The following is a 24,061-nucleotide window of genomic DNA, read 5'->3' on the forward strand; positions in this document are numbered from 1 at the left end:
ATTTGAGTACACATTCGTCAAAGCACACCGCCGTCGACGTGGCGATTATCGGCGCGGGTCCAGCGGGCGCCGTTGCGGCGGCCTTATTGCGCAAAGCGGGCCGCTCGGTGCTGGTACTGGAGCGCCAGCATTTCCCGCGCTTTTCGATCGGTGAAAGTTTGTTGCCGCAAAGCATGGCGTACCTCGAAGAGGCCGGGATGCTGCAAGCGGTGGTCGAAGCCGGCTTCCAGTACAAGAACGGCGCGCATTTCGTCTACCGGGATCAATCGTCGGCGTTCGATTTCCGCGACAAACATTCGCAAGGTTGGGGCACCACGTATCAGGTCGAGCGCGCGGTGTTCGACGATCTGCTGATTCGCTGCGCGGCGGAGCAGGGCGCCGACGTGCGTTTCGGCCACACGGTCCGCGCACTGCAAACAGGTGACAGACCGGTGCTCGAGGTGCTCGACGAAGCGCAGAATGCGTATGAAGTCGAGGCGCGCTTCGTGTTCGATGCGAGCGGTTTCGGCCGTGTGCTGCCGCGTTTGCTGAACCTCGAAACGCTGACCCGGATGCCGACCCGCGCGGCAATTTTCACGCATGTGCGTGACGGTATTCCAACGGGCGCAACCGATCGCAACAAGATTTGCGTGGCCACGCATCCGGAGCGTCGCAACGTGTGGTTCTGGATGATTCCGCTCGCGGGCGGGCGCTCGTCGGTCGGCTGTGTGGCCGAAGCGAGTTTTCTCGAGGTGCCGGAAGCGGCGCGCGAGGCAAAACTGCGCGCGCTGATCCAGCAGGAGCCGACGCTTTCGGCGTTGATCGGCCAAGCGCCGTTTCTGATGCCGGTGCGCCATATCGGCGGCTACGCGGCGAACGTCGAGCGTTTGCATGGGCCGGGCTATGCGTTGCTGGGCAACGCGGGCGAGTTTCTCGATCCGGTGTTTTCATCCGGCGTGACGATTGCGTTGCGCTCGGCGCATCTGGCGGTGCAGACGTTGGACCGGCAACTGGACGGCGAGCAGGTCGACTGGTCCAGCGCTTACGATGTGCCGTTGCGCAAGGGCATCGATACCTTCCGCGCGTTCGTCGAGCGCTGGTACACCGGCGAGTTGCAGGACATCATCTTTTACCCGAATCAGATGCCTTCGATTCGGCGGATGATCAGCGCCGTGCTGGCCGGTTACGCGTGGGACGAGACGAATCCCTATGTCGCCGATCCGGTGCGGCGGCTGAACGCGTTGCATGAGGTTTGCATGCAGCCGTGATCGAGCGGCGCGGCATGAGCAAAAAAACGGCGCTTCGTTTCCGAAGCGCCGTTTTTATTTGTCGCCTGAATCGAATCAAGCCGCGATCTTCGTCGCACGCGGCGCATGCTGACGCACGTCGTCGCGACGATGCACGCGCTTGCCCGCTGCGTACGTTTCGTAGATCGCGCGATCGTCGCCGAGCAGCGCGAACGCGAACAGCAGTTCTTCGAGCGACTCGGTGCGCGCGGTGCGGCGCGCGAGCAGCGGCGTCGCTTGCGGATCGAGCACGACGAAGTCCGCTTCCGACTTCGGCTTCAACGTGCCGACCTTGTCCGCCAGATCGAGTGCTTCGGCCGCGCCCGCGGTGGCGAGGTAGAACATCCGCGTGGCCGTCAGATGATGGCCGGTCAGACGCGCGATCTTGTGCGCCTCGTTCATCGTTTGCAGCATCGAGAACGACGTGCCGCCGCCGACGTCGGTGGCGAGCGCAATCGGCATGCCGGCCTCGTCGGCCTTGTCGAAGTCGAACAGGCCGCTGCCGAGGAACAGGTTCGAAGTCGGGCAGTGCGATGCCACCGTGCCGGTCTGCGCCATCCGTTTGCGGTCTTCCTCGTCGAGGTAGATGCAGTGGCCGTACACCGCGCGGCGGCGCAGCAGGCCGTAGTGATCGTAGATGTCCAGATAGCTGCGGTGGCCCGGGAACAGATCGGCGACCCATTTCACTTCGTCGGTATTTTCGGCGACGTGGCTCTGGATGAAGATGTCGGGATGCTTGCCGGCCAGCACGCTGCACGCTTCGAGTTGCGCTTCGGTCGAGGTCGGCGCGAAACGCGGCGTGAGCGCGTACATCTGGCGGCCACGGTTGTGCCAGCGGCCGATCAGCTCGGCGCTGTCGTCATAGCCCGATTGCGCGGTATCGCGCAGAAACTCGGGGCAGTTGCGGTCCATCAGCACCTTGCCGGCCACCATCCGCAGATTGCGCGTTTCGCTTTCGGTAAAGAGCGCATCGGCCGATTCCTTGTGGACCGTGCAATACACCAGCGCGGTAGTCGTGCCGCATGCCAGCAGTTCTTCGACAAAAAAACTTGCGGTGTCGCGCGCGTAGGCCGGATCGGTGAAGCGGCGCTCGGTCGGGAACGTGTACGTGTCGAGCCACGGCAAGAGCCCCGGCGCCGGCGACGCGATCATGTCGGTCTGCGGATAGTGGATGTGCGTATCGATGAAGCCCGGCACGATCAGCTTGTCGCGCATTTCCTGCAGCTGGGTGCCGGGCGCGAGTCGCGGCGCGAGTGCCGCATAGGCGCCGGCCGCGACGACATGGCCGTCTTCGACGATCAGCAGGCCGTCCTCGTTGAAGATTGCCGCATTGGACGATTGCGCGGGATCGCCGTTGAAAGTCAGCAATTGCGCGCGGAATGCCGATTGGGCCGATGGTGCCGATTGAGTCATGGGAAAAACCGTCTCCGTTATTTGTGGGGAGCTAAACAGCGCAGACGGCGGCTTTACTTCAGGTTCAAAAACGAACCCTTGCCGCCGCCGGCTGCCTTGATCCGGCCCGTCAGTGCGGGCCGCCTGGATGCCAGTGCGCGTCGAGCTTCGCGATCAGTTCGCTGCGTTCCTCGGGCGTGACGAACGACGCTTCGAAGCTGTTGCGGATGATCGTGTAGACCTCGGCATCGTTGAGCTTCAACGCGTCGATGGTCGCGAAATAGTTGGCGTTGACGTAGCCGCCGAAGTAGGCCGGATCGTCGGAATTCACCGTGACGGCGACGCCGTGATCGAGCAGGTCCTTCAGCGTGTGCCTGGTCATGTCGTCGAACACGCAGAGTTTCAGGTTCGACAACGGACACACGGTCAGCGCCACGCGCGTGTCGGCGAGGCGCGCGACCAGCGCCGGATCTTCGATGCTGCGCACGCCATGGTCGACGCGATCCACTTTCAGCAGATCGAGCGCTTCGTAGATATACGACGGCGGACCTTCCTCGCCCGCATGCGCGACCAGCTTCAGACCGAGCGCGCGTGCCTTGGCGAACACGCGTTCGAACTTCGAAGGCGGATGACCGCGCTCCGACGAATCCAGCCCGACGCCGATCAGACGATGTCTGTATTGCTCGAACAACGGCAATGCTTCTTCGAACGTAGCGAGCGCATCTTCCTCGGACAGATGGCGCAGGAAACACAGAATCAGCTTGCTCGTCATGCCGCGCTTTTCCGCGTCGGCCAACGCGCGTTCGATGCCCGCCACCACGGTGGCGATCGGCACGCCGCGTTCGGTGTGCGTCTGCGGGTCGAAGAAGATTTCACTGTGAATCACGTTATCGGCGAGGCATCGTTCGACGTACGCCGTCGTCATGTCGTAGAAGTCCTGCTCGTGCAGCAGCACGCTCGCGCCGGCGTAATAGATGTCGAGGAACGATTGCAGATCGGTGAACGCGTACGCGGCGCGCAACGCTTCGATCGAGTCGTAGGCGAGCTTCACGCCGTTGCGTTCGGCGAGCGCGAAGATCAGCTCGGGTTCGAGCGAGCCTTCGATATGAATGTGCAACTCGGCCTTCGGTGCGAGCGCTGCTTTCTCAGCAAGCGGCATAGCGGTAGTGGTAGTCATAAGCGATTCTTCTGGAGTTCGTTAGCGTTCGTGGGAGTCGTTTGCGCCGGGATGCAATGCGCCTCAGGTCAGCGCGGTCAGGCCGTCTGCGCCGCATGTGTGCGCGTGTTCGCCTCGACGGCCTGCAGCACCTGCGCGGCCGCCGAGATCGCGATGATCTCCGGCGACTTGTCGACGATGCCGTCGACGCCGAGCGGACATTTCATCCGCGCGATTTGCGACGGATCGATGCCGCGCGCGGCGAGCCGGTGCTCGAACTGCTTGCGCTTGCTGTGCGAACCGATCATGCCGAAGAACGCGAAGTCGCCGCGCCGCAGGATCCGCTCGGCCAACTCGAGATCGAGCGCATGGTTGTGCGTCATCACGATGAAGTACGTGTTCGGCACGGCCTGGTCGATGGCTTCGTCCGGGGCGTCGTTCGGATCGATCTGCACGTTCGGCGCATGCAGCGTTTCCATGGGCGGAAACTGCGCGTCGCGTTCATCGACCCAGCGCACGCGGCAGGGCAGCGTGGCGAGCACACGAACCAGCGCCGCGCCCACGTGACCGGCGCCGAACAGCACGACGGAGAAGTCGCCTGGCGCGATGGTCTCGGTGAGCAGCGCGCTGCTGTCGTCGAAGCCGGCGCCGTCCCACAGCAGACAGTCAGCGACATCGACGCCCGGCTCGGGGTCGGACAGCATCACCGCATCCGGTGCGGGGCCGAATGATACGCTACGCACCGTCGAAAGACCTGCGGCCACGCGTTTCGCGAGCGACGTGATCCAGCCGAGGTCGCCGATGTCGAGCCGCTCGAACGCGAGAATCACCGCGCCGCCGCAGCATTGGCCGAGACTGGGCCCAAGCGCGAAGCGTTCGAGGCGGCGCATGTGCGGCGAGCGCATGCCGTCGCGCAGCACCTGGCGTGCGGTCTCGATGGCTTTCCATTCGAGGTGTCCGCCGCCAATCGTGTGCCTGGCCGAATCGCGCGTGACGATCATCTTGGTGCCGGCTTCGCGGGGCGCCGAACCTTCGACGCGCGCGACCGTCACCAGCACGGCGGCGTCGCCGTGCGCGAGCAGTTGTTGCAGATCGGGTAGCCAGGCTTGCATCCGGCGGTTCTCCATACGTGGCCACGCGGGGTGTCCGTGCGACCGGTTGAGTGTGGCGTGAAGCGTTCGTGTCGCTTCAGGCCTTTGCTTGTTGCTTTGCTCACATGCTTAAACGCTTGTATCGGTGGTGGCCGGTTCGCTTGCTGCCGCGGTAGCCGTAGGCGCTTGCAATGCGTCCAGCGCGTCGAGAATCGCTTCCGGCGTGGCGGGCGCGCGTAGCGGCGGCGCATCGTCCGCGTCCGGCACCGCGGCCGCAATCGCGTCGCGAATCGCGAGAAACACCGAAAACGGCAGCAGCAGAGGCGGCTCGCCCACGGCCTTCGAACGGAACACGGTCGGCTCGGCGTTCCGATTGCGATACAGCTGCACGTGGAACGCCGCGGGCGTATCGCTCACGGCAGGAATCTTGTATGTCGACGGCGCGTGCGTCATCAGGCGGCCATCGCGGCTCCACCACAATTCTTCGGTGGTGAGCCAGCCCATGCCCTGAATAAAACCGCCTTCCACCTGACCGATATCGATCGCCGGATTGATCGACTGACCGGCGTCGTGCAGCATGTCCGCGCGCACCAGTTTCCATTCGCCGGTGAGGGTGTCGATCACCACTTCCGACACCGCCGCGCCGTAGGCGAAGTAATAAAACGGGTGACCGGTCAGCGTTTTCGCATCCCAATGCACTTTCGGCGTCGTATAAAAACCGTCGGACCACAACTGCACGCGCGCCAGATACGCGGCGTTCACCAGTTGTTCGAACGGCATCGCCCCGCCGTTCACCGACACTTCGCCGTTGGCAAATTGAACCGCGTCCGCGCTGCCGCCGAGTTGTTTCGCGGCCAGTTCGGCGAGACGTCCGCGAATGGTGCGCGCGGCGGCTTCGGCGGCTTTGCCGTTCAGGTCGCTGCCGGTGGAGGCGGCGGTCGCCGAGGTATTCGCGACCTTCGATGTATCGGTCGCCGTCACGCGCACCCGTGAGAGCGGCAAACCGAGTTCGCTCGCTACCACTTGCGCGACTTTCGTGTTGAGCCCTTGGCCCATCTCGGTGCCGCCGTGATTGACGAGCACCGACCCGTCTTTATACACATGCACCAGCGCGCCGGCCTGATTCAGAAACGGCACGTTGAACGAGATGCCGAACTTGACCGGCGAGAACGCGATGCCGCGTTTGAGCACCGGACTCTTCGCGTTGAACGCGGCGATCGCGTCACGGCGCGCGCGATAGTCGCTGGTTTCAAGCAGTTCGTCCGTAAGCGGCGCAATGATGTTGTCTTCGACGGGCTGTCCGTACGGCGTCGTATTGCGCTCGCCGATACCGTAGTAATTCGCAAGCCGCACGTCGAGCGGATCGCACTTCAGTTGACGCGCGATGCTGTCGAGCATCACTTCCATCACCAGCGCGCCTTGCGGTCCGCCGAAGCCGCGAAACGCGGTGTTCGACTGCGTATTGGTCTTGCAGCACAACGCGACGATATCGACGTCGGACAGGTAGTACGCGTTGTCGACGTGGCAGACCGCGCGCGTGGCCACCGCGCCGGACAGATCGGCGGAATAGCCCGCTCGCAAAGCGATTTCGACGCGCGCGCCGAGAATCCGTCCGCTCGCGTCGAAACCGGCTTCGTACTCGTAGACGGCGTCGTGCCGCTTACCGGTGATCATGAAATCGTCGTCGCGGTCGGCGCGCAGTTTGACCGGACGGCGCAGCAGTTTCGCCGCCAGCGAGGCCACGCACGCAAACAGCGCCGATTGCGATTCCTTGCCGCCGAAGCCGCCGCCCATCCGCCGGCATTCGCACACGACGTTATGCGCCGGCCAGCCGAGCATATGCGCGACCACCTGCTGCATTTCGCTCGGATGCTGCGTCGAACTGTAGACGAGCATGCCGTCCATTTCTTTGGGCACCGCGTACGCGACCTGGCCTTCGAGATAAAACTGTTCCTGGCCGCCTACTTCGAAGGTGCCGCTGATTCGATGCGGCGCGGCGGCGATTTTCGCCTCCGGGTCGCCGCGTTTCAGATGCAGTGGCGGCAGCACGAATTGCTTGTTGGCCTTCGCTTCGGCGGGCGTGAGGATGGCCTCGAGCGGCTCGTAACGAATCACGTCGTCGCTTCTCGCGAGCGCGGCGGCGCGGCGCGCGAGGTCGTGGCTTTCGGCGATCACGGCGAACACCGGCTGACCGAGGTACAGCACTTCGCCGGCGGCAAGAATCGGGTCGTCGTGCAGCACCGGGCCGCAGTTGTTCTCGCCGGGGATGTCTTCGGCGCTCAGCACGGCGATCACGCCTGGCGCTTGCTTCACCGCCTCCAGATCGATCGACACGATCCGCGCATGCGCATGGCGTGAAAGTCCAAGCGCCGCGTGCAACGTGCCTTGCAACTCAGGGACGTCGTCGGTGTAGGTGGCCTCGCCGCTCACGTGCAGCGCGGCGGATTCATGCGGCAGCGGCGCGCCGATTGCCGTCTCGCCGTCGTGAACGGCGGCGTGTTTTTCAGCGTGCTTCCCAGCAGGTTCGACGAACGCATCGGTCCGGTTCATCACGACGACTCCTTCGCGACGGCCGCGTCCGGCCCGCCGCCTTCGAACGCGAACGCATTCACGTCGAAGAGGGCGAGCGGTGCGTCATCGCGCGTTTCGAGGTGGAAGCGCCACAACAGGTTGCGCGCCACCTTCAGTCGATAGGCGCTCGAGGCGCGCATGTCGGTGAGCGGCTGGTAATCGGCGACGAGTGCGTTCATCGCTTGCCGCGCGGTGCTTGCGTCCCACGTCGCGCCATTCAGCACGGCTTCGGTTTGTGCGGCGCGCCTGGGCGTCGCGGCCATGCCGCCGAACGCCACGCGTGCTTGCGCGATCACGCCGTTTTCGCCGATGTGCAGCGCGAACGCGGCGCACACCGCCGAGATGTCCTGATCGTAGCGCTTCGAGACCTTGTACGTGCGAAAGCGCAACTCGCGCGCCGGGCGCGGCACGCGCAGCGCCGCGACGAATTCGCCGGGCGCGAGCGCCGTCTTCTGATAGCCGAGGTAGAAAGCATCGAGCGGCAGCGTGCGGGCTTTCGGGCCGTGCCGCAGCACGACTTCGGCGCCGAGCGCGAGCAGCGCCGGCATCGAGTCGCCGATCGGCGAGCCGTTCGCGACGTTGCCGCCGAGCGTGCCGGCATTGCGGATCGGCAGCGACGCAAAGCGCGTCCACAGTTCGGCCAGTTCCGGGTAATCGACGGCGAGCGCCGCGTAGCTATCCTCGAGCGTGACGGCGGCGCCGATCGTCAGCGTCTGCGCGTCGCGCTCGATCGTCTTCAATTCGGCTACGTTGCCGATGTACAGAATGTCGCCGAGATCGCGGAACTGCTTGGTGACCCACAGGCCGACGTCGGTGCTGCCTGCCAGCAGGCGCGCGTGCGGATGCGCGGCACGCAGTGTGGCGAATGCGTCGAGCGTGACAGGCGCGTGGAAGGTGGGGGTGCCGAAGGCGGCGCCGCGCGTATCGGGCGCGGTGTATTCGAAGGTGTCGCGGCGCTGGATCGAGCGCAATTTTTCCACGACGGCTGCCCGGTCCAGCGTGACGCGCGGGTATTGCGGATAGTCGAACATCTTCTGTGTCGCGTCGACGATCGGCCGGTAGCCGGTGCAGCGGCACAGATTGCCGGACAAGGCGGCATTGATTTCATCGCGGGTGGGCAGGCCCGCGGCGGCCGGCTGGTTCTCGTACAGCGCCCACATCGACATCACGAAGCCGGGCGTGCAGAAACCGCATTGCGAGCCGTGGCAGTCGACCATCGCCTGTTGCACGGGGTGGAGGGCGCCATCGGCGGCGCGCAGGTCTTCGACGGTGAAGAGGGCTTTGCCATCCAGCGTCGGCAGGAACTGGATGCACGCGTTGACCGCTTTCAGCGCGAGGCCGCCTTGCGCGTCCAGCTCGCCGACCACGACGGTGCAGGCACCGCAGTCGCCTTCCGCGCAGCCTTCCTTGGTGCCGGTGCAATGCAAATCCTCGCGCAGGTGCTGAAGCACGGTGCGCGACGCCGGAATGCCCGCGACCTCACGGACGGACCCCTGGTGATAAAAACGGATGGTTTGCGTTGTCATGGCGAATCCGAAAGACATTGCGGACCGGGCGCGCGTTACGCATGGGGTCGTGCCAAAACCGGCCTCGCGCACGTAGATCGCCATCCATATCCGAAGATATCACCACCTTGTCCCGAAAATATTTCCCGTTTCGCATGAAGCTTATTCGGAAGCGATCATGAGAAAAGTACGATTCGTGACAAGCCGGGAAGTTGCGTGAGGCGGGCGGATGGCGCAAAGCCATGCAGGGCGGGGTGCGGCGGGGGAACGGCTTTGCCGGAGTGGCTTTGCCGGCCTTCGACCCGCCGCGAACGAGACGGTGCAAAGGCCGGTGCGGATCCGAAGGATCAGGCGATCCGGCCGCGATTGCGGTACAGGCTCAACGCCAGCGGCACGAAAGCCACCACGAACGCCACCAGCGACCACGTCGGCAGCGAAAGACCGAGAATCGGCGGATAAGGCGTTTCGCACAGTCCGGCGACCTTGAACACGCCCGGCAGCCACTGCGCGGGCGGCAAGCTGTCGACCAGCGGTTGCAGCGCGTCGAAGCCGCAGCTAAAGCCGGGATTCGCCTGAAGATACACATGCCGCGCGGCGGTCACGATGCCGGCCAGCGCCGACAGCGCCGCCAGCACTTCGAGCAGACGCACGCCGCGCCAGCTATTGAAGCGCGCGCCGAGGAACGCAAAAATCGCGATCAGCAGGAAGAAGTAGCGCTGGATGATGCACAGCGGACACGGGTCTTCATGCTTGAAGTACTGCAGATACAGTGCGCCGGCCACCAGCCCGACGCAGATCAGGCCAAGCAGAACCAGCAGGGAGCGCTCGCGGCGCAGCATTGCATTGTCGTTATTCATGGATCGTGTGGCTGTCGAGGACGGAAAAAGTCGAGAAAGGGCGGGTGCCCGCGATTCTAGCGCGAACCCCCGCCCTGACGCTTATCGCACTTTTACACCGTCATCCCGATCAGCGGATCGCGTTGAGCACGGCTTCGGCGCCGCGGCCGATGGCCAGCAAGGCGTCGTCGGCGTGCGGCGCGCCTGCCAGCATCAGGCCGACCGGCGCGTCGCCGCGCAGATGGCAGGGCAGCGACAGCGCGCAGGTATCGAGGAAATTGAAGGCGCTCGGGTTGCGCAGGATCAGCGCATTGGTGCGGCCAAAGGCGTCGTCGTCGTGTGCCAGATCGGCCACGCGCGGCGGCACGACTGGCACGGTCGGCGCGACAACCGCGTCGAAACGCTGCCACAGCGTGCGCGCGGCTTCGTCGAGCAGCGCCTGGCGTTCGGCGAGCAGGTCCAGATAGTCCGCGGCGCTGGCCGGCTGGCCCTTCAGAATACGGACCAGCACGCGCGGATCGTATTGTTCGCGGTGTTTCTCCAGCAGCGGACGGTGCCATGCATACGCTTCGATCGGCGCAAAGCCGAAGCGGTTGATCTCGGGCAAACGGTCGAGCGGCGCGAAGCGCACTTCGGTGACGATCGCACCGGCCGCTTCCAGATGCTTGAGCGCCGTGTCGATCGCCGCGGCGACTGCCGGTTCTACCCCGTCGGTCACGAAATGGGTGAGCACGCCAAGGCGCACGCCTTCGAGCGGCCGGGCCGCCGGGATGCGCGGCTCGAGGCCGGCCAGCATCCGGTCGACCAGCGCGCAGCACGCCACCGACGCGCCGATCGGCCCGAACGAATCGAGCGTCGGCGAAAGCGGCACGCCGCCATGCTTCGGGATGCGGTCGGCGGTCGGCTTGAAGCCGGTCAGGCCGCACAACGCGGCCGGAATGCGGATCGAGCCGCCGGTATCCGTGCCGAGCGCGACCGCGGCCATGCCGTCCGCCACCGAGGCCGCCGCACCGGACGATGAACCGCCCGAAATCCGCTCATCGCCCTTTACGCCGCGCTGATAAGGCGATAGCGGGTGGCCGTAATGCGGGTTCAAGCCCAGTCCGGAAAACGCGAACTCGCTCATATTGGTGCGCCCGACGATCACCGCGCCCGCCCGCTTCAAACGCGCGACGGCGACCGCATCCGCGGTGGCGGCGGGGGCGTCGGCCAGCACGACCGAACCGGCGCGCGTCACCTGGCCCTGGATATCGAACAGGTCTTTGACCGACACCGGAATCCCGGCGAGCGGCGAGAGCACCGTGCCGGCGGCGCGCAGGCGGTCGTGCGCATCGGCGGCGGCGCGGGCGCTGTCGGCATCGACGTGCATGAAGGCAACCGCGCCCTGGCCGGCCGGATCGGCGATCCGTTCGAGCGCGGTTTCGACGAGCGCGCGGCTCGTGGTGCGGCCGGCGGCGAGATCGGCGGCAAGCTGGGCAAGCGGCGGGAAGGGCGTGAATTCAGTGGCCATGAGGGTCGTCCGGATCCGGTTAATGCGGTTAAATTCGGTTGAACAGGGTCGCGCGGAACGCTTCGATATGCTTTTGCACCGATTGGCGGGCGCCTTCGGCATCGCGGTCGCGCAACAGGCGAAACAGTTCGAGATGTTCTTCGTGGACGTCTTCGAGATGATGCGGCTCGGACAGCGAAATGAACCAGAAGCGCAGCGAGCGTTCGTGCAGCCCGCGCAGAATGTCGGCCAGCACCGGGTTGCGCGAGGCCGCCGAAATCGCCAGATGAAACTCGCGGTCGATATCCATCATGCCTTCGATATCGTGCGCCGCGACGCAGACCGCCGAGCGCTCCAGCAAGGCCTGCATCGCATCGTAATCGTGCTGCTGCGCGTGGCGCGCGGCCAGCTCGACGCAGTAGCTCTCGTTCACCAGCCGCACGTCGATGATCGCCAGCACGTCGTCGAGCGAGACCGGGCGCACCATGATGCCCTTGCGCGGCATGATGGTCAGCATGCCTTCGTGCACCAGCCGGTGCAATGCCTGATGAACGGGCGTGCGGCCGATGCCGGTCAGCGCCATCAATTCCGCTTCGTTGAGCACCTCGCTCGGCCGCAGGCGCATCGTGATGATCTCGCGCTTGACGAACGCATAGGCCTGTTCGGCGAGGCTCGCGCCAGCGCTCTCGCGGGTGGGACTGGAAGGGCGGGCAGTCTGCAGAAGCGTCATGTAAAGAGAGAGCGGGCAATGTCGCACGCATTGTAGAACAAGGTTTTGCGCGGACGGTGCGAGTGTGCGTGGAGCATGAGTCGGCCACCCGCGCTGTCCTTGCATGTCAGGCGCTGCTTGCCGTGACCGCCGCCGCATGCTGCACCTTGACGCGCGGCATCATCAGCGTGACGAGGCCGCCGACGATCAGCGCCCCCGCGATCAGCACCAGCCCGAAGGTCACGCTATGCGTCGCATCCTTGACGATGCCGAGCACATAAGGGCTCACATAGCCGGCGAGGTTCGCAATCGAGTTGATCACCGCGATACCCGCGACCGCCGCAGTGCCTTGCAGGAACGTCGTCGACATCGACCAGAAGATGCCGAAGCCCGCCAGAATGCCGATATACGCGATCGACAAACCGGTGACGGCCAGCGGAATCGAGTCCGTCACCGAGGCGCTGCCGAGCAATCCCGCCGCGCCGATAAAGCAGCACACCGCGTAATGCCAGCGCCGTTCGCCCGTGATATCCGACGAGCGGCCGATCAGTATCATGCCGATGCCCGCCGCCAGATAAGGAATCGCGGTGACAAAGCCATTGGTGACGAGGTTCGTGACGCCGAGATCCTTGACGATCTGCGGCAGCCAGAACGAGAAACCCGCGTTGCCGGTGACGAGGCAGAAGTAGATCAGCGTCAGCAGCCAGAAGCGGCCCGAGCGCAATGCGACCGCGAGACTATGCTCGGCGCCGGCCGCAGCCGCGGCGGCGTTTTCGCGCGAGAGGCGGCTGAGGATCACACGCTTTTCGTCGTCGGTGAGCCAGGCGGCTTCGGCAGGCGTGTTGCGCAGCACGGCCAAAGCCCAGAAACCGGCGAGGATCGACGGAATGCCTTCGATCAGGAACATCCATTGCCAGCCGCGCAAGCCGTGCGCTTCATGCAGCGCCGACATCAGGAAACCGGACAACGGTGCGCCGATGATCCCCGCTACCGGAATCGCCGCCATGAACACGGCGACCATCCGCGCGCGCCGGTCGGACGGAAACCAGAAGGTCAGATACAGCACCACGCCCGGCACCAGCCCGGCTTCGGCGACGCCGAGGAAAAAGCGCAGCACGTAGAACATCGTTTCCGAGCGCACGAACATCATCAGGCACGACAGCAGGCCCCACAGCATCGTGATGCGGGCGATGGTGGCACGCGCGCCGAACTTCTTCAGAAGCAGATTGCTCGGCACTTCGAACACAAAGTAGCCGAAGAAAAAGATCCCCGCACCGAGTCCGTACGCCGCGTTCGATAGCCCAAGATCGCCGGTGAACTGCAGCTTCGCGTAACCGATGTTGACGCGGTCAAGGTACGACAGCACGTAGACGAGAAACAGGAAAGGCATGATGCGCCAGGTGATCTTGCGCAACGCGGCGGCTTCGAGCCACGCGTCGGAAGACGGGGCGGCAGTGGCAGATAGCGAAGGGGAGCTCATGGATGCCTCATTCGACGATGGGTAGCGCTCGCACGCGATAGGCGTGGCGCAGCGTGCGGTTCAGGATGGGGTCGTGGAGTTCGAGTTCGAGCGCGTCGCCGTCGGCCATCCCGACGATGCCGCCTTGCACCGCCAGCGTGCCGCAGAACATCGCGGCGCCTTGTGCGAGCGGCGCGCGCGCCAGCAGATCGGCGGCCGGCAGCAGCGCCGCGACGCTGCCTTGCTGATAGACGCGCCGCTCGCCGTTCGCAATGGCATACGCACGCAATTCCAGTTGATCCCAATGTCCGGCGACGTCATCGAAACGCCATGCGTCTCGGGCGACCGGCTTCGGGCAGACCTGCTTGGAGACGGTGACGCCATAGGCCTCGACTTCGCGGTCGGTGTGGTCGGAGCCGACGGTGACGAGCAATCCCGCGTTCGAGCGCACCAGCACGCACTCCGCTTCGCCGCTGGACTTCACGCCGACCACGTCGATCTGTTCGGCTTGCGTCAACAGTTCGGCGCCGAGGCGGTAGAAGCATGGCGTGGTCGAGGGCCGTTTCACGCCGAGTTCGGCCAGTTCGGCGATGTGATGCTCGATGGCCGCCTGGTCACGCCCGGCCCAACCGGCAATGGTCAGACGATTGACTTCGACGATATCGGCACTACTGCCGCCGGACCGGTCTACGACATTGAACGACACCCGCTGCATCACTCGACTCCCAGGAAAATATTCTGCAAATATTATTGTGATATTTCACAGGCGTCCAGCGTGTCAAAAACATTCTGCGTGGGTGACGCCCTGGGACCCCCTACGGTCCTTTTGCATGCAAATCCAAGGCCCTCCCGACGTTGGCGCGCTTTCGGCGCGTCGCACCCGTGCGGTACACTGCGTTTTTTTGAACATTACTTTTTGTAAGGAACGCATTCATGCATCACGGTATCGGCTTCATTCAGGATCTGGCGGTCGTGATGGCGTTCGCCGGCGTCGTCACCGTGCTGTTCCATCGCCTGAAACAGCCGGTGGTGCTGGGCTACATCGCTGCGGGCGTGATCATCGGGCCGTACACGCCGCCGTTCCAGCTGATCCACGACGAGCAGACCATCCAGACGCTCGGCGAATTGGGCGTGGTGTTCCTGATGTTTTCGCTCGGGCTCGAATTCAGTCTGCGCAAGCTTTTCAAGGTCGGCGCGACGGCGATCGTCGCGGCGCTCTCCGAAATCGTGCTGATGCTGTGGATCGGTTACGAAATCGGCAGCGCGTTTGGCTGGAGTCCGATGGATTCGCTGTTTCTCGGCGCGATTCTGGCGATCTCGTCGACCACCATCATCGTCAAGGCACTCTCGGAGCTCGGGTTGAAACGCGAGAGCTTCGCGCAACTGGTGTTCGGGATTCTGATCGTCGAGGACATTCTGGCCATCGCGATGCTGGTGCTGCTGTCCGGCATCGCGCAGACCGGGCAGCTCAGCGCGGGGGTGGCCGCGATCACGCTCGGCAAGCTGCTGCTGTTCATGACGGTGTCGCTGGTGGTCGGCATTCTGGTGGTGCCGCGCGCGCTCAATTACGTCGCGCGCGCCAGAAGCGATGAAATGCTGCTGGTGTCGGTGCTCGGCTTTTGCTTCGGCTTTTGTCTGCTGGTGGTGAAGCTCGATTACAGCATTGCACTCGGCGCGTTTCTGATCGGCGCGATCATGGCCGAATCGCGCCATCTGCACCGGATCGAGCATCTGATCGCGCCGTTGCGCGACGCGTTTTCGGCGATCTTCTTCGTGACGATCGGCTTGATGCTCAACCCGGCCGTGCTGGTCGACTATGCGTGGCCGATCGCGGTGATTACGGTGGCGGTGATCGTCGGCAAGATCGTCTCGTGCGGGCTCGGCACCTTTCTGGCCGGCAAGGACGGACGCACGGCGATGCGGGTCGGCATGACCGTTTCGCAGATCGGCGAGTTTTCGTTCATCATCGCCTCGCTCGGACTGACGTTGAAGGTGACGAGCGCGTTTCTGTATCCGATCGCGGTCGCCGTATCCGCATTGACCACGCTCTTCACGCCGTACCTGATTCGCGCGGCTGACCCGCTGACCCGGCGCATTGGCCGCGCGATGCCGCGCACGCTTGCCAACGTGTTCGGCATGTACGGGCAGTGGCTGCGCAGCTTGAGCACCGGCAGCGGCGAGCCGACGCTGTTCAGCATGACGCGGGGGATCATCCTGCAGATTGCGGTGAATCTCGCGCTGGTCGCGGCGATTTTTCTGATCGTGTCGTATAGCGCGCCGTACACCGGCAACCTGCTCGCGCACTGGCTGACCTCCGAGCCGATGCAGCGCGTCGTGCTGTGGAGCATCGCGCTAATCGTGTCGATGCCGTTTCTGGTAGCCGTCTATCGCAAGGCCAAGTCGCTTGCGTTGCTGCTCGCCGAGGTGAGTGTGCAGCCGGCGATAGCGGGGCGCTTCACGAGTGCGATCCGCTACGCGATTTCCGACCTCGTCCCGGTGGTTTCGATGGTCGGCGTGTTTCTGCTGGTCGCGGCGCTATCGAGCAGCATCCTGCCGCCGACCGGGCTGCTGAGCGCGGTGCTGATCTGCGCCGCACTGCTGCTGGCGTTGCTCTGGCGCTGGTACGTGAAAATCCACGCGGCGATGCAGATCGCGTTGCGCGAAACCTTCGACGAACAACCGGATCCCTAAGCGAGCCGGGCTTGCGCCGTGGCGCCGAACAATGTGAGCAATTGTGTGCGGGTTTGCCGGGCGTGCCCCGCTGGCGGATAATCAGGGCATATTCATTCGTTCGCGTGGAAGGCGCCTGTCTGACTGTCATGAGCGAAAACAAACCTGAAAATGCCGGCGAGCCCGGCACCCCCCCGTCGCCATCGCCATCGGCGTCGCCGTCCGGCGAAACGCCGAGCGCGCCGAAACCCGACGTCACGCTGGCTGACCCGTCGGTCTCACTGCCTATCTCCCACGAAGATTCCATCCAATCGCCTATCAAGGACGTGATGAAGCCGCACGAGACTTCGACCGCGCTACCGGCTGATTCCTCCGCGACTGGGTCCGCTGCCGAACAGGCGGCCGTGAGGTCGTCGACGGACGACCCGGACAGCGCGTCAACAGTCACCCGCGCCGATCCGCAAACGGCGCGGCAACGCGACGCGGCCGAGGCGCGCAGCTCGGCCGCGGCTTCAACGGCGCAGCAGGAGGCCACCGTCCATGAGCGCGAAGCGCACGACGTGCGACATGCGGCGAAACGTCCCAGCACGCTTGTGAGCAGCGAGCGGGTCAGCGGGAAAGTGACCGTGCCGGCGGACGAGGCCGCCGCGGCGAAAGAAGCGACAGCCTCGTCCGCGCGCCGGGCAGGCTCGCCGCCGCCCGGGTTCGGCGCCGCGCCCGACTTCACTGCGTCGAACCCGCCGCCGCCGAACGCTTTGCCGCCGTCGCCGCCGCGTTACCTGAAGCACAACGATTCGGCGTGGACCGTGTTCGGCCGCATCATCGCGGCGCGCGCGCGTCAATTGTTCGATCGCGCGGGTCAGCGGATCACGCAGCGCACGCTGCGCATCGGCGTGTCGGCGCGCATCTTCCATCCGGAGCCGGGTGCGAAGGGGCTGCGCGGCAAGACGCTGCAATACCTCGAAGAGTCGGTTGCGCACTGGGTGATGTCGCGCGACGTGCTGGTGTTCATGATTCCGACGGTCGGGCACCAAGGCATGCTGCACCCGAGCAATATCCGTTTGCGCGACTATGCGAAGCATCTCGACGGCCTGCTGCTGCAAGGCGGCGCGGACGTCTCGCCGCAGTCGTACGCGGAAGCCGCGGCCAGCCACGAGTGGCCGGGCGACCGGGTGCGCGACATGTACGAACTCGAACTGCTGCATGAGTTCATCGAGTCGGGCAAGCCGGTGCTCGGTGTTTGCCGCGGATGCCAGCTGATCAACGTGGCGTTCGGCGGCACCTTGTACCAGGACATCGCCACCGAGGTGCCGACCGCCGGCGCGCACGTCAACGAAAACTACGATCAGCATCGGCACGGCATTCACTTCCCGGACGGCTCGACGCTGACGAATATGTTTCCGGGCCGACGCGACGCGATCGTCAACTCGATCCATCACCAGGCGGTCAAGACACTGGGTCGCGATCTGAATATCGAGGCGGTATCGGCGTCGGACGGCATCATCGAGGCCGTGCGCTATCGACGCGCACCGTTCGTGATGGGCGTGCAGTGGCACCCGGAGTTTCATCGCGCGGGCGGCCCTGAGTTGCTCGATTGCACGCCGTTGCTCGATACGTTCCTGCGGGTAGCACGCGAAACGCGTTTTTAAATCCGCGCTGTCAAATCCGATACACGCGAGGCGCCGCGCTGTTGTTGTTGGGTGCGGCGCCTCGTGCAGCGGCTTTCCTTGCGCTTCTTTCTCGCTGACTTTTCGGACATCTTGCCGGCAGATTTTCGATTTTCCGGTCATTCGTGTCCGCTTTAATAAGATAGTCAGGTGTGCGAGATAACGCGCGAACCAATCTATTGCGTTATCTCCAAAATGCGGCTGACGATTGGCGTTGGATTCGCGCGAATTCAACGTGGAAGCTGTGCGTTCTCCCGAGTCGGATCGTGGCGTTTTGGGCGTGGATGAAGGCATTTATTGCGCGATTGATGGATTCACTTGACCAAATCGTTCCCTGTCGGTTTATCTCGATTTAAAGTGCGGCCGCGCGACGCTTGAATGCTTCGCTTAACGGCTAATCCGCGCGATAATCCAACGCTGTTTTGGATTCGCATGGAGCATGCACGTATGAAGTATCCCTTAATAGTACGGCGCACCATGCTGCTCGCGACCTCGTGTGCGCTGTTGCAGCATGGTGGCCTCGTGCTGGCAGCGTCGAACGACGAATCCGCACCTCTGGTCGGCACTCGGCCGGCCATGAATACGCTCACGCCGCAGCCGGTCGCCGACGCGCTGCGCAGCGCGGCTTCGGGCGTACCGGCTGTGGGCGTACCGGCTTCGGGCGTACCGGCTTCGGGCGTACCGGCCACGGCCAGCGATGCACAAGGCAACGTCGCCGAATTGATGGAGATGATTCGCGATGCGAAGCTGAGTGAACTGCGCACTACCTATAACGGCAGCTATGGCGCGAGCCTGCTTTTTTATCCGCAGGAGATGACGTATTACGTCTCGCTATTTCAAGACAAACATTTCTGGCGCGTGATCAAGTCGCAAGACATGGCGCGAGCCGAGGCGGTTTATAGCGGCTTTGTCAAGCAAACCGTGCAACTCGCGGATGTGGAGATTCGCCGCACGCAATTGCAGGCGCAGAAGGCATATATCGAGAACATCATCGCGCTGTCTGAAGATCGCGCGAAACGGCTGCAGGCCGATCTCGACGTCGCTCGCACACAGCAGGCCAAGGTTAACGACTATCAACGCCAAACGCAGGGTGAAGCTGCGGCGCTGCACGCGGAAAAGGAAAGGGCACAAGCGCAGTTGCGTCAGGTGCAAGGCGAAGTGATGCAGTTGCAGCGGCAAACCGAGTTGGGGTTGCCAACGCAGAAGTAGGCGAGAAGCGCGTAAAGAAGCCCGGCAACAGAATTGCCGGTTTTTTTGCGCCGCGATTTTGAGATCGCGGAGCGCTTACTTCGCGAATTGATCTGGACAACGATCAAACCCGGCGCGCCGGTTTTATCGATCCAGCCGGTACACATAGCGCAGCGCAGTGATATCCACGCCGCCCATCTGATCCGGTTCAGCGCCGACGAGCTGCCAGCCCTGACGTTCATAGAAGCCGATCGCCGCCGTATTGCCTTCGAGCACGTACAGGTAGAGCTGCGTTTCGCCTCGCGCGCGCGCCCAGTCTTTGGCAGCGCGCATCAGCAGTTTGCCCACGCCGATGCCCTGATGTTCCGGTAGCGCATGCAGGTTATCGAGCAGCACGCCCCACGCCGACTCCGGTTGCTGTTCGACACACACAAAACCGATCGGCTCACCCGCGAGTTCGGCGATCAGCACGCTACGGCGCTCGCCGCCCGGCGCGCTCAGACGCGCTTCCCAATAGGCGGCGCGCTCCCCGTTGACTTCGCCATCGAGAAACGCGTCAGGCAGCAGACCCCGGTAAGTGGCCCGCCAACTGGTGCTGTGGATCGAAGCAATCAGTGCGGCGTCCGCGAGGGTCGCGGGGCGCAACGAAATAGCGTGGGTGGGTTGCATCGGGATGGTAGTCAACGGAAGTGCTCAGTTGCAAAGTGTACTGCGCGGGTCGAAAGGCGGGCTCTGTAATGAAAATGTATGAAATACGCGACAGCACCGGGAACGGTAACATTATGTGCAGCGGGCTCCGCATGATTCACAACGTTTACCCTGATATCGCCGCAATGCATTCGATATGAAAAGGCAGCGCCCCCGGCGCGTCTCATTTTTGCCGTGGCATCCGCCTGCCGACCGCAGTGGATCGTTTCAACTGCCTGATCGCCACGCTGGTGTTGTATCGCACGCCGGAGTCGCGCAATCCGTATCGGGCGGCCTAGCGTCTGCTAGCCCGGCCGCAATTCGTTAGCCACCGCCTCGACCACGTCGCCCCATGCGCCCGGCTGCGGCTGGCGCAACAATGTCGTGCCCGGATACCACGAGCTGTGCGTTTCGCCGACGAACCAGCGCCAATCCGCCGAGAACGGCAGCATCAGCCACAGCGGCTTCTTCAGCGCGCCGGCCAGGTGAGCGATCGACGTATCGATCGACACTACCGCGTCGAGCCGCTCGATGATCGCCGCGGTGTCCGCAAAGTCGCCGATCCGCTCGTCGAAGCGATGAATCGATGTGGCACGCGGATGCGCGTCGAGTGCGGCGCGTTCGTCGGCGCTCAGTGCGGGTTGCAATACGATCCAGTCGATCCCGTCGAGCGCGAAGAGCGGGTCGAGCGCGGCAAGCGGCATCGAACGGTTTTCGTTCTGCTGGATGCGTCCCGACCACGCGATGCCGATCTTGCGCCTGGCGTGGCCGCCGAGCGAGCCGCGCCATTTGCGGCGATAACCCGGCGGCGCGCTGAGGTAGGGCGTGCGGGAGGGAAGCGTGTCGTAGGTCGTGCCGAGCGCCAGCGGCAAGCTTAGCAACGGACATTGCAGATCGGCGGCCGGGCGCGGCGCGCCCCGGGCGATCAGCGTCACGCGCCAGGCTTGCGCGGCCGGCGCAAGCAGCGGCAGCAATTGCGGCTGCACTTCGAGCACGACGCGCGCTGCGCGTTGCGCGGCCAGCGGCACGAAGCGCACGAACTGCAAGGTATCGCCGAAACCCTGTTCAGCGTGCACGAACAGCGTGCGTTGCTCGATCGGCTCGCCGTGCCAGCGCGGCAGCGTCTGCATGACCGGTTGCGCCGTCGTTTGCAGCCGCCATTCGTATTCGGGCAGTCCACGCGCGAAATCACGCAGCGTGAGCCACGCAAGCGCGCGGTTCATGTGCGCGGAGGCGAGGTCGGGGCGCAAGCGCAGCGCCTGATCGAATGCGCGTACTGCCGCAGCGTGTGCACCCAGCGCCTGGTGCGCGGTGCCCAGACTCAGCCACGCGAGCGCGAATTGGGGATCGAGCCCGACCGCGCGCTCGAGATACGGCAGCGCCTGCGCGTGGCGGCCCAATGCCGCGAGCGCGTTGCCGAAGCCGAAGATCGCGGGTGGCAGGTTCGGCTGCAAGGCGAGCGCCGCCTGGAACGAGGCGACCGCTTCCGCGTGGCGGCCGGTGGCGTCGAGCGTATTGGCGAGGTTGAAATGCGCGGCGACGAAGCGCGGCTCGGCGGCCAGCGCGGATCGAAAGCACGGGATCGCTTCATCCGCGCGGCCGAGCGCGTTCAGCGACATGCCCATGTTGTTGAGCGCGCCCGCATGCCCGGGGCGCAATTCGAGCGCGCGCTGGAACGACGCGATCGCTTCCGTGTGGCGTCCGAGCGCATGCAACGCATTGCCGAGATTGTTATGCGACGACGCGTCTTGCGGCTGCAGGCGCAACGATTTCTCGAACGCGTCGGCGGCGTCTTCGTGGCGGCCCGCCGCCGCGTACGCGTTGCCGAGGTTGTAGTGCGCCATCGGGAAGGACGGCGCGAGCGTCAGCGCATTGCGAAATTGCTCGATCGCGTCGTCCAGTTTGCCGAGCGCTTTCAGCGCGTTGCCGAGGTTCAGTTGCAGCGCGGCGTCTTCCGGGCGCAGGTTTACCGCGCGCCGTACGAGTTCGGCGGCTTCGGCGTGCTGGCCCTGCTGGTGGCGCAGTACGCCCAGCAGGTGCAACGCATCGACGTGCGCGGGATTGCCGTCGAGCGTCGCGCGATAGCCGCGCTCGGCGTCGTCGAGCCGGCCGTCACGATGCGCCGCGAAAGCGCGGTCAAATACAGGTTGCATGACGGATGGATGATATTTCGGGTGAGACGAACGCGGCATTTTCCCACACTCGCCGACGTTGCCCCCGAATTGACCTGGTGCGCCAACATCTATACGTATGAATATCGAACGGCGTAAGGGCGGCGTACACTAGAACGCACTGCTGCCTCCGGAGTTCTGCATGGACGCTGCTCGAAACGACGCGTCGCCGGTGCTGATCGTCGGCGCGGGTCCGACCGGACTCGCCGCGGCCATGAGTCTGGCGCGTGCGCACATCCCCGTGCGTCTGATCGACAAAGCGATGCAGCCGAACCCGCACTCGCGGGCCATCGGCATTCAGGCGCGCACGCTCGAACTGTTCGAGCAGCATCGGCTGATCGAGCCGTTTCTCGAACTCGGTCACCGGGCGCGAATCGCCAATCTCTTTTCAAACGGGCAGTGCCTCGCGCGGCTCGATTTCGATCCGCTGCACACGCGCTATCCCTATCTGCTGTTTCTCGATCAGGCGATCACCGAACGCCTGTTGACCGAGCATCTGGCGACGTTCGGCGTGACGATCGAACGGGGCGTCGAACTGACGGTATTCTCGCAAGGCGTGGCCGGCATTCAGACGACGCTGCGTCGCGCGGACGGTCACACGGAGACCTTGCACCCGTCGTACATGATCGCCGCCGACGGCGCGCATAGCGCGATCCGTCACCGGCTCGGTTTGAACTTTACGGGAAAGACTTTCGAGCAAAGTTTCCTGCTCGCCGACTTGCACGCCGAAACCGATTGGCCCGAAGACGAGTTCCATATCTTCGCTTCAAGCGAAGGTCTGGTCGCGCTGTTTCCGATGGGCCACGGCCGCTATCGTCTGATTGCCGATCATCCGCTCGAGCCCGCTGCTGCCGCTGCGCCCGCCACGCCCGCGGTGCTCGGCGAGCCGCCGCTCGACATCGTGCCTGCGCCGCCGCTCGATGCATGCCGGGCGCTGATCGCGCGGCGCGTCAATCAGCGGGTCACGGTGTCGGAGCTGGCGTGGTCGTCGTACTTCCATCTGAACAGCCGGATGGTGGAAAAGCTACGCGTCGAACGCGTATTCCTCGCCGGCGACGCCGCCCATGTGCACAGTCCGGCCGGCGCGCAAGGGATGAACACGGGCATTCAGGAAGCCTTCAACCTCGGCTGGAAGATCGCGCGGGTGCTCAACGGCGCGGCGCCGGATCGCCTGCTCGATACCTACCATCTGGAGCGGCATCCGATCGAGCGTGACGTGCTGCGGCAAACCGGCTTCATCACGCAGATGGCCGAGGCCGATCACGGACCTTTGAAGCTGCTGCGCGAGCGGGTAATGCCGGTGCTGGCCGCGCTCGGTCCGCTGCGCGATGCGGCGCGGCTGACGATCAGCGAATTGTCGATCCAGTATCGGCGCAGTCCGCTGACGTTCGAGCGCGTACTCGACGGCGGCCCGCGCGCCGGCGAACGGGCGCCGGATGCGCTGGTGCATGTGGTGGACGGGCCGCTCGGCCGCGCGCCCGGCGTCGGCTGTATTTTCGATCTGCACGACCCGGCGTTCTTTTCGCTGTTCCTACTGGTGCCGCCTGTCCCCGCCGACGAAACGCCGCTCGATCCGGCCGCCAAACACGCGCCGCCGCCGGATGCGGAACTGGAGCGGCTTGTCGCCGAGGTCGAGAAATTGTTACCGGGCGCGGTGCGGATCTGGCGCGTGACGGATACGACGGGTGAGGGCGGCCCGCCGCTGGCCGAATCGTACGGCCGCACGCGGCCTTCGTTCTATCTGGTGCGGCCGGACGGCTACGTCTGCGCGCGCGGCCGCACCGGCTCGGATTTGCAAGGCTTGCTGCGGCACTGCGAGGCGTGGTTCGCCGTCGGCGGCGTGGTGCCGGAGCAGGCTGCCCTTTAAGCTAGCCGGCTCTGTGGCACAACGACCGCTGAAGCCGCCGGGGCCGCCTTGCGCGTCGCCTGACGCCTTACTCCTTACGCGTGCGCGAACGAAGAAGCGGCCGGCATCAGTTGATCGCGATGTTTGACGAGCGCCTCTCTGACGATGTCCGACATCGCGATGCCGTTCGCATCCGGTCGGTCGAGCGTCGCCAGCAACGCGCGCCGCATGCGCGGCTCCCAGAAGCGGCGAATATGATCGGCGATGCCGGTCAGCGCCTCTTCGCGGTCCGGCATCGAATCGAAAAAATCGCCGATCCGGTTCGCCATGTCGATCAGGTTCTGGTCATCCATGGCTTG

General features: G+C 64.6%; 18 protein-coding genes. 5 read left to right on the forward strand and 13 right to left on the reverse strand.

Going from position 1 to position 24,061, the window contains the following annotated elements; translation table 11 throughout:
• The first annotated feature begins 2 nt into the window (after positions 1 to 2).
• On the forward strand, positions 3 to 1,247 hold the full coding sequence (locus SB772_RS32540; RefSeq protein ID WP_410837250.1) for an NAD(P)/FAD-dependent oxidoreductase: 1,245 nt from the start codon (positions 3 to 5) through the stop codon (positions 1,245 to 1,247).
• A gap of 75 nt (positions 1,248 to 1,322) precedes the next feature.
• Here the strand turns inward: SB772_RS32540 and guaD are convergent, their stop codons facing one another.
• The 10 genes from guaD to SB772_RS32590 form a co-directional block, all read right to left on the reverse strand.
• Complete coding sequence (guaD, locus tag SB772_RS32545) at positions 1,323 to 2,678, reverse strand: guanine deaminase (RefSeq protein ID WP_410837251.1); 1,356 nt, start codon at positions 2,676 to 2,678, stop codon at positions 1,323 to 1,325.
• A gap of 109 nt (positions 2,679 to 2,787) precedes the next feature.
• Positions 2,788 to 3,834: an adenosine deaminase gene (locus SB772_RS32550; protein ID WP_410837252.1), complete on the reverse strand. Its 1,047-nt coding sequence runs from the start codon at positions 3,832 to 3,834 to the stop codon at positions 2,788 to 2,790.
• Positions 3,835 to 3,911: 77 nt separating this feature from the next.
• On the reverse strand, positions 3,912 to 4,925 hold the full coding sequence (gene xdhC / locus SB772_RS32555; protein ID WP_410837253.1) for a xanthine dehydrogenase accessory protein XdhC: 1,014 nt from the start codon (positions 4,923 to 4,925) through the stop codon (positions 3,912 to 3,914).
• A 108-nt stretch (positions 4,926 to 5,033) separates the two neighbouring features.
• Entirely contained in the window at positions 5,034 to 7,454 is a 2,421-nt protein-coding gene (gene xdhB, locus SB772_RS32560; protein ID WP_410837254.1) for a xanthine dehydrogenase molybdopterin binding subunit, read from the reverse strand.
• On the reverse strand, positions 7,454 to 9,001 hold the full coding sequence (gene xdhA / locus SB772_RS32565) for a xanthine dehydrogenase small subunit (protein ID WP_410837255.1): 1,548 nt from the start codon (positions 8,999 to 9,001) through the stop codon (positions 7,454 to 7,456). Before xdhA ends, xdhB begins: the two co-directional genes overlap by 1 nt.
• A gap of 326 nt (positions 9,002 to 9,327) precedes the next feature.
• Complete coding sequence (locus SB772_RS32570; RefSeq protein ID WP_410837256.1) at positions 9,328 to 9,837, reverse strand: disulfide bond formation protein B; 510 nt, start codon at positions 9,835 to 9,837, stop codon at positions 9,328 to 9,330.
• Between the two features lie 109 nt (positions 9,838 to 9,946).
• A complete protein-coding gene (locus SB772_RS32575; RefSeq protein WP_410837257.1) occupies positions 9,947 to 11,326 on the reverse strand; it encodes an amidase in 1,380 nt (459 codons plus the stop codon).
• A gap of 28 nt (positions 11,327 to 11,354) precedes the next feature.
• Positions 11,355 to 12,035 (reverse strand): GntR family transcriptional regulator, encoded by a 681-nt coding sequence (locus SB772_RS32580; RefSeq protein ID WP_410837258.1) that lies wholly within the window; start codon positions 12,033 to 12,035, stop codon positions 11,355 to 11,357.
• A gap of 106 nt (positions 12,036 to 12,141) precedes the next feature.
• Positions 12,142 to 13,494 (reverse strand): MFS transporter, encoded by a 1,353-nt coding sequence (locus SB772_RS32585; protein WP_410837259.1) that lies wholly within the window; start codon positions 13,492 to 13,494, stop codon positions 12,142 to 12,144.
• A 7-nt stretch (positions 13,495 to 13,501) separates the two neighbouring features.
• Positions 13,502 to 14,188 carry a DUF2848 domain-containing protein gene (locus tag SB772_RS32590; protein WP_410837260.1) on the reverse strand — a complete coding sequence of 229 codons (687 nt, stop codon included), beginning with the start codon at positions 14,186 to 14,188 and terminating at the stop codon, positions 13,502 to 13,504.
• Between the two features lie 218 nt (positions 14,189 to 14,406).
• Between SB772_RS32590 and SB772_RS32595 the strand changes: the two genes are divergently transcribed.
• The 3 genes from SB772_RS32595 (at position 14,407) to SB772_RS32605 (ending at position 19,019) form a co-directional block, all read left to right on the forward strand.
• Positions 14,407 to 16,164 carry a cation:proton antiporter gene (locus SB772_RS32595; RefSeq protein ID WP_410837261.1) on the forward strand — a complete coding sequence of 586 codons (1,758 nt, stop codon included), beginning with the start codon at positions 14,407 to 14,409 and terminating at the stop codon, positions 16,162 to 16,164.
• Positions 16,165 to 16,292: 128 nt separating this feature from the next.
• Entirely contained in the window at positions 16,293 to 17,792 is a 1,500-nt protein-coding gene (locus SB772_RS32600) for a gamma-glutamyl-gamma-aminobutyrate hydrolase family protein (RefSeq protein WP_410837262.1), read from the forward strand.
• Between the two features lie 465 nt (positions 17,793 to 18,257).
• Positions 18,258 to 19,019, forward strand: a complete 762-nt coding sequence (locus tag SB772_RS32605; protein WP_410837263.1) for a DUF2968 domain-containing protein — start codon at positions 18,258 to 18,260, stop codon at positions 19,017 to 19,019.
• Between the two features lie 123 nt (positions 19,020 to 19,142).
• On the opposite strand, the gene SB772_RS32610 is transcribed toward SB772_RS32605, so the two are convergent.
• On the reverse strand, positions 19,143 to 19,667 hold the full coding sequence (locus tag SB772_RS32610) for a GNAT family N-acetyltransferase (protein ID WP_410837340.1): 525 nt from the start codon (positions 19,665 to 19,667) through the stop codon (positions 19,143 to 19,145).
• Between the two features lie 323 nt (positions 19,668 to 19,990).
• Positions 19,991 to 21,838, reverse strand: a complete 1,848-nt coding sequence (locus SB772_RS32615; protein ID WP_410837264.1) for a tetratricopeptide repeat protein — start codon at positions 21,836 to 21,838, stop codon at positions 19,991 to 19,993.
• A 160-nt stretch (positions 21,839 to 21,998) separates the two neighbouring features.
• Between SB772_RS32615 and SB772_RS32620 the strand changes: the two genes are divergently transcribed.
• On the forward strand, positions 21,999 to 23,723 hold the full coding sequence (locus SB772_RS32620) for an FAD-dependent monooxygenase (protein WP_410837265.1): 1,725 nt from the start codon (positions 21,999 to 22,001) through the stop codon (positions 23,721 to 23,723).
• A 74-nt stretch (positions 23,724 to 23,797) separates the two neighbouring features.
• On the opposite strand, the gene SB772_RS32625 is transcribed toward SB772_RS32620, so the two are convergent.
• Complete coding sequence (locus tag SB772_RS32625; protein WP_410837266.1) at positions 23,798 to 24,055, reverse strand: formate dehydrogenase subunit delta; 258 nt, start codon at positions 24,053 to 24,055, stop codon at positions 23,798 to 23,800.
• Positions 24,056 to 24,061: the final 6 nt, after the last annotated feature.

The sequence above is a fragment of the Paraburkholderia sp. SIMBA_030 genome (assembly GCF_046535245.1).
Lineage (GTDB): Bacteria > Pseudomonadota > Gammaproteobacteria > Burkholderiales > Burkholderiaceae > Paraburkholderia.